Genomic DNA, 5,456 nt, shown 5'->3' with positions numbered 1-5,456 from the left:
AGGTCGTTCACCGTCAGGCTGATGCCGTTGAGGGTGATGGACCCGTGCAGCACGGTCACGGATACGACCTCGTCCGGCAGGGAGAAGTCGATGAGCGTGAGCTCGTCGCGCGGTTCGATGCGCAGCACCTTGCCCACGCCGTCCACGTGCCCCTGGACGAGGTGTCCGCCCAGCCGCGCGCCGAACGCCAGCGCACGTTCCAGGTTCACCCGCTGCCCGGGCCGGAACGCGCCGAAGGTGGTGCGCCCCAGCGTGGTGGCGATGGCCTGCACGCTGAAGCCGTCTTCGGTGATGGCCGTGACCGTCTGGCAGGGTCCGTCCACGGCGATGCTGTCGCCCAGGCGCAGCCCGTCCAGCACGGCCTGCGCGTGGATGGTGATGGATACCCCGTTGCCCAGCGGCTCCACGGCCGCGATGGTCCCGACTTCTTCTACGATCCCCGTGAACACGGCCTGACCCGGGTTGATGCGGATGCTGTTCGGCGTGGCGCAAACTTACGGGTTGGGTCAAGGGGGTGCAACGGAACGGGCTTGAACCGCAGGGAATAGGGAACAGGGAATAGGGAATAGCCTGCAACGGCGGGGATGGTGATGCGGATGGATCGTCGCGCGGACGCGGCGGTTCCGCCCGGGCGCAGCCGGAGCCGCGACCCGAAAAGCGTAAAAGCCCCGCCAACTGCGCGAGGCTTCAATCGGCCAGCCGCAAATCTATCCCTCGCAAGCACTTCGCCCCGCGCACCTCGACTCGTTCGAAGTCTACACCCTCTCCCGCGCAGTTTGCGGGAGAGGGTGCGAGCCTAGGCGAGCGGGTGAGGGCCCTCCAGCGTCACCAGCGTATCCGCCCCGAACGCCTGCGTCGCGACGTGCCGCCAGCGCCGCGCATCCGCCAGCGCGGGGCTCGCGATCCCGCCGAATGGCGCCATGCCCCCGGGACCGATGAGCACCGGGGCGTAGAAGAGGTACATCCGGTCCACCACGTCCGCCGTCAACAATGTGCTGGCGAGGACGGCGCCGCCCTCCACGAACATCGAGCGCACGCCTGCCTCGCGGATGGCGCACAGCTGATCGTCCAGCCCAAAGCCGGCGATCACGCGCACGCCGGCGTCCTCCAGCGCGCGGCAGCGATCCGCCGGCGCATTCGGCTCGCAGACGGCCCACACGGGGATCTCGCGCGCGGAACGGACGAGCTTCGACTCCGGCGACAGGCGCAGCGCGCGGTCAAAGACGATGCGCACGGGCGGCACGCGCGGCTTCACCCTGCCGCGCACCGTCAGCTGCGGGTCGTCCGCCAGCGCGGTGCCGATGCCGACGGCGATGGCGTCGTAGCCGGCGCGCAGGCGATGCGTCTCGGCGCGAGCCTCCGCGCCCGTGATCCAGACGGAGCGGCCGTCGCGGTCCGCGATGCGGGCGTCGAGCGACATCGCCAGCTTGAGCGCGATCAGCGGGCGCTCGGCGCTGGACGGGCCATGCGCGTGGAAGAACGCGTGGTTCTGGTCGCGGACGGCATCCTCCTCCACGCCCCCGGTCGCCTCGATGCCCGCCGCGCGCAGCACGGACGCGCCGCCGGACGCCTTGGGATTGGGGTCGAAGCCGCCGAAGACGACGCGTCGCACGCCGGCCGCGATCAGCGCGTCGGTGCAGGGCGGCGTCTTGCCCCAGTGACTGCACGGCTCCAGCGACACGTACGCCGTGCATCCGCGGGCCGCGTCGCCGGCGGCGCGCAGGGCTTCGACCTCCGCGTGCGGGCGGCCGTACTCTGTGTGCCATCCCTCGCCCACGACCTGCCCGTCGTCGCGCACGATCACGCAGCCCACCATCGGGTTGGGCGCCACCCTGCCCCACCCGTTCCACGCGAGTTCGATCGCCCGCCGCATGAATGCGCGGTCCTGTTCGGTGACGTCAGGCATCGGCTTTCGTTCGCCCGGGCGGGTGTCGGTGATGGAGTGCACGCGCGGTAGACTGCGGCGCCTTACCCGGGATGACAAGCCCTGGCGGAGGCACAAAAGGCGAGAGGGCCGTCCTCCCCGCGGGAAAGACGGCCCTCGTCACGATCCAACGACCGCACTCACGCACTTCCGCACTTCAGTTCAAAGCGAGAGCCGGAACCCCACGCTGCCGAACCACGTGCCCTCGCCCGGGTCGAAGTCGCTCGTGCTGGGGAACCCGCCGATGGGGTCGGCGCCCTGCATCCAGCCCACCTCGCCCACCAGCGACGCCACCAGCACCGTGAACGAGCCGTCCAGGAACGCCGACCAGCGGTCGTTGTCCACGGCCACGTCGCGAAAGCGGTAGATGGACTCCGTGCCCGCCACGGCCGGGGCGCGGAACGCGAAGCTGGCGTCCGTCTCGAACTTGTCGTAGCCCACGCCGGCCGTGAGCCCCAGCCCCAGCAGGCGCTTGCTCACCGCCGCGCGCGCGCTCCAGTTGCTGAGCCCAAAGTCGATCTCGCCAAAGTCGCCGTCCGCCGCGCAGGTGCTCACGTTGCCGCCCACGGACACTTCGGTGCCCTCGCACACTTGGCCAAAGCTCACCTCGCCCAGGTCGCGGTACATCAGCGACACCGACACGCCCGGCGTGACGAACGACTCGCGGATGAGCCCCACGCGCGCGCCGGCGCCCCAGCTGAACGCGTTCTCGCCGAAGTCGTCGCCCACCAGCTCCAGGGGCAGCACGCTCACGCTGCCCAGCAGGTCGATGGCGCCAAATCCGCCGATCAGGGGCGCCACGTTGAAGCCCTGCGTGAGCCCCAGCGACACGTTGGCGCCGATGGCCGGCGCCGGCAGGGTGAACTCGTCGGCCTGGCCGCCGTCCAGCTCGCGGATGTCCGGCAGGCGCGCGCCCACCACGTTCACGCGGCCCGTGACGCTCACCCGGGGGATGAGCCCCAGCCGCACGCCGCCCGTGCTGGCCGTGCCCAGGATGGGGTTGCCGCCGGCCATGAGGATGCCCAGCTGCGGCTGGGCCGCGTCCACGGCCTGGGCCACGATGGCGCACTCGTCCTGCGCCTGCGCGGGCACGCCGCCGCAGACGGTGTTGATGTCGTTCTGCGCCGCCAGGGGCGCGGCCACCAGCACGGCGGCCGCGGCCAGCGCCATCTGCCTGATCGTCATCCCGTTGCTCCGTTGTCGCTCAGCACCACCTTGCCCTCGCCGGGGACGATTTCCCCCGCGATCCACGCCTGCTCGCCGGCCGCGCGCAGGTCGCGCACCACGGCGTCCGCGTCGTCCTTCGCCACCACCGCGACCATCCCCACGCCCATGTTGAAGGCGCGGAACATCTCGTCGCGCTCCACCCCGCCCTCGCGCTGCAGCACGCGGAACAGGGGCGGCACCGTCCAGCTGCCCAGGTCGAACCGGGCGTCCACGCCCTCCGGCAGGATGCGCGGCACGTTGTCCGTCAATCCGCCGCCCGTGATGTGCGCCAGTCCGCGGATGCGCCCCGCCTCGATCAGCGGATAGAGCGAACGGAGGTACGACTTGTGGACGCGCAGCAGCACGTCGGCCACCGTCCCGTCCTCCTCGGGGAACGCGTCGTCCATCCCCAGCCCCATCCGCTCGAAGACGATGCGGCGGGCCAGCGAGTAGCCGTTGGTGTGCAGCCCCGTCGACGCCAGGCCGATCAGCGCGTCGCCCGGGCGGATGGCGCGGCCGTCCAGCAGCCGGTCCTCCTCCACCAGGCCCACGATGGTGCCGGCCAGGTCGTACTCGCCGGGGGAATACATGTCCGGCATCTCCGCCGTCTCGCCGCCCAGCAGCGCGCAGCCGTTCTCGCGGCAGCCACGGGCTACGCCCTCCACCAGCGCCTCCACCACGCCCGGCTCCAGCTTGCCGACACCGACGTAGTCCAGGAAGAAGAGCGGCTTCGCCCCCTGGACGAGGATGTCGTTGACGCAGTGGTTCACCAGGTCTTCGCCCACAGTGCCGTGGCGGCCGCTGGTGAACGCCACCTTGAGCTTGGTGCCCACGCCGTCCGTGGACGCGACGAGCACGGGCTGCCTGGCGTCACGCGGCACGCGGTACAGGCCGCCGAACGAGCCCAGCTCCGAGAGCGTGTCGGACGTGGCCGTGGAGCGCACGAGCGCGGCCACGCCCTTCATGGCCTGGTGCGCAGCGTCGATGTCCACGCCCGCGGCGGCGTACGAGAGACCCGGCTTGTGCTCAGACACCGGCGTCCACGGGCAGCTCGAAGACGGTCATCTCGCGGAAGTGCCGCGCGCGCTCCTCGATCTCCTCCGCCGTGAGGTCCTTGAAGCGCTCCACGGAGAACTTCTCCACGGCGTACGAGCCCAGGACGCTGCCGTAGACCACGGCGCGGCGCATGTCGGCGTCTTCCAGGCTGCCGTGGCGGGCCAGGTGCGCCATGAAGCCGCCCGCGAACGCGTCGCCGGCGCCGGTGGGGTCGAACACCACCTCCAGCGGGTAGCCGGGGGCAAAGAAGGTGGAGTGCGGGGTGAAGAGGATGGCCCCGTGCTCGCCCTTCTTGATGATGAGGTAGCGCGGCCCGCGGTCCATGATCCACCGCGCGGCCTTGGACAGGTTGTGGCTGCCGCTCAGCTGGCGCGCCTCGGCGTCGTTCACCATCAGCAGGTCCACGCGCCGCAGCAGGTCCAGCAGGCGGCCGCGCTTGATCTCGATCCACAGGTTCATGGTGTCGCACGCCACGAACTTGGGCGTGTGCACCTGGTCCAGGACGTTGATCTGCAGCTCGGGGTCGATGTTGCCCAGGAACACCCACTCCGCGTCGCGGAACTGCTCGGGGATCTTGGGCGAGAAGTCGGCGAACACGCCCAGGCGCGTCTCCAGCGTCTCGCGGCTGTTCAGGTCGTAGCTGTAGACGCCGGACCAGCGAAAGCTCTCGCCCTTGGCCTGCTCCAGGCCGGCGAGGTCCACGCCGCGGTCCGCCAGGAACTGCAGCGAGCCGGTGGGATAATCGTCCCCGATGACGCCCACCAGCTGCACGGGGTGCAGCAGCGAGGCGGCGGCGGAGAAGAAGGTGGCGCTGCCCCCCAGCGCATCGTCCGCGCGGCCGAACGGGGTTTCCACGGTGTCCAGCGCAACGCTGCCGACGACGAGAAGCGACATGGTCGATGTCGAGGTAGGTGATGGATTACGGACTGCATGCCCACCCTCCGCGATCCGGCGAAGGGCGGGCTTCATTCGTCTATGTCGGGATCAAGCGGCGGCGATGCGCCCCCCTCCCCGGCCCTTCCCCCACAAACGGCGTGGGGGAAGGGAGAACAGCGTTCGTGCACGAAGGAGGGTGTCTCCCGGCCCGCCGAGGGCCCCCTCCCCCCGACCCCCTGCCCCCGCTTCGCGGGGGAGGGGGAGAACTGCGGCCCCACGAGAGGGCCGGCCTGCGTGCGCGATCTCGCCCCCGCGCCAACCCCTCCCCCGAAGTTGGGGGAGGGGTCGACCGCCGTTGCGAGGAACGAGCAAAAAGGCGGTCGGGGGAGAGGGC

Annotated in this window: 5 protein-coding genes; all 5 read right to left on the bottom strand. The window is 70.9% G+C overall.

Translation table 11 applies throughout. The features are described 5' to 3' along the window. Window positions 1-449: riboflavin synthase (locus VFZ20_RS09900; RefSeq protein WP_329683705.1), on the bottom strand; the 449-nt coding region annotated here is incomplete at its 3' end. 347 nt (window positions 450-796) lie between these two features. After that, complete coding sequence (gene ribD / locus VFZ20_RS09895) at window positions 797-1,906, bottom strand: bifunctional diaminohydroxyphosphoribosylaminopyrimidine deaminase/5-amino-6-(5-phosphoribosylamino)uracil reductase RibD (RefSeq protein ID WP_329683704.1); 1,110 nt, start codon at window positions 1,904-1,906, stop codon at window positions 797-799. A 180-nt stretch (window positions 1,907-2,086) separates the two neighbouring features. After that, window positions 2,087-3,109: a hypothetical protein gene (locus tag VFZ20_RS09890; protein ID WP_329683703.1), complete on the bottom strand. Its 1,023-nt coding sequence runs from the start codon at window positions 3,107-3,109 to the stop codon at window positions 2,087-2,089. After that, window positions 3,106-4,164 (bottom strand): phosphoribosylformylglycinamidine cyclo-ligase, encoded by a 1,059-nt coding sequence (purM, locus tag VFZ20_RS09885; protein WP_329683702.1) that lies wholly within the window; start codon window positions 4,162-4,164, stop codon window positions 3,106-3,108. The genes VFZ20_RS09890 and purM overlap by 4 nt, the downstream gene beginning before the upstream one ends. Further along, window positions 4,157-5,080: a PfkB family carbohydrate kinase gene (locus VFZ20_RS09880; protein WP_329683701.1), complete on the bottom strand. Its 924-nt coding sequence runs from the start codon at window positions 5,078-5,080 to the stop codon at window positions 4,157-4,159. The genes purM and VFZ20_RS09880 overlap by 8 nt, the downstream gene beginning before the upstream one ends. Window positions 5,081-5,456: the final 376 nt, after the last annotated feature.

The sequence above is a fragment of the Longimicrobium sp. genome, assembly GCF_036280135.1.
Classification (GTDB): domain Bacteria; phylum Gemmatimonadota; class Gemmatimonadetes; order Longimicrobiales; family Longimicrobiaceae; genus Longimicrobium.
Note: the sequence above shows the minus strand (reverse complement) of the source record. Positions and strands in the feature narration are given on the sequence as shown.

Excerpts from the sequence above, each read along its gene's own strand:
- ribD (WP_329683704.1), bottom strand. The coding sequence starts at position 1,906 with ATGCCTGACGTCACCGAACAGGACCGCGCATTCATGCGGCGGGCGATC.
- VFZ20_RS09890 (WP_329683703.1), bottom strand. The coding sequence starts at position 3,109 with ATGACGATCAGGCAGATGGCGCTGGCCGCGGCCGCCGTGCTGGTGGCC.
- VFZ20_RS09880 (WP_329683701.1), bottom strand. The coding sequence starts at position 5,080 with ATGTCGCTTCTCGTCGTCGGCAGCGTTGCGCTGGACACCGTGGAAACC.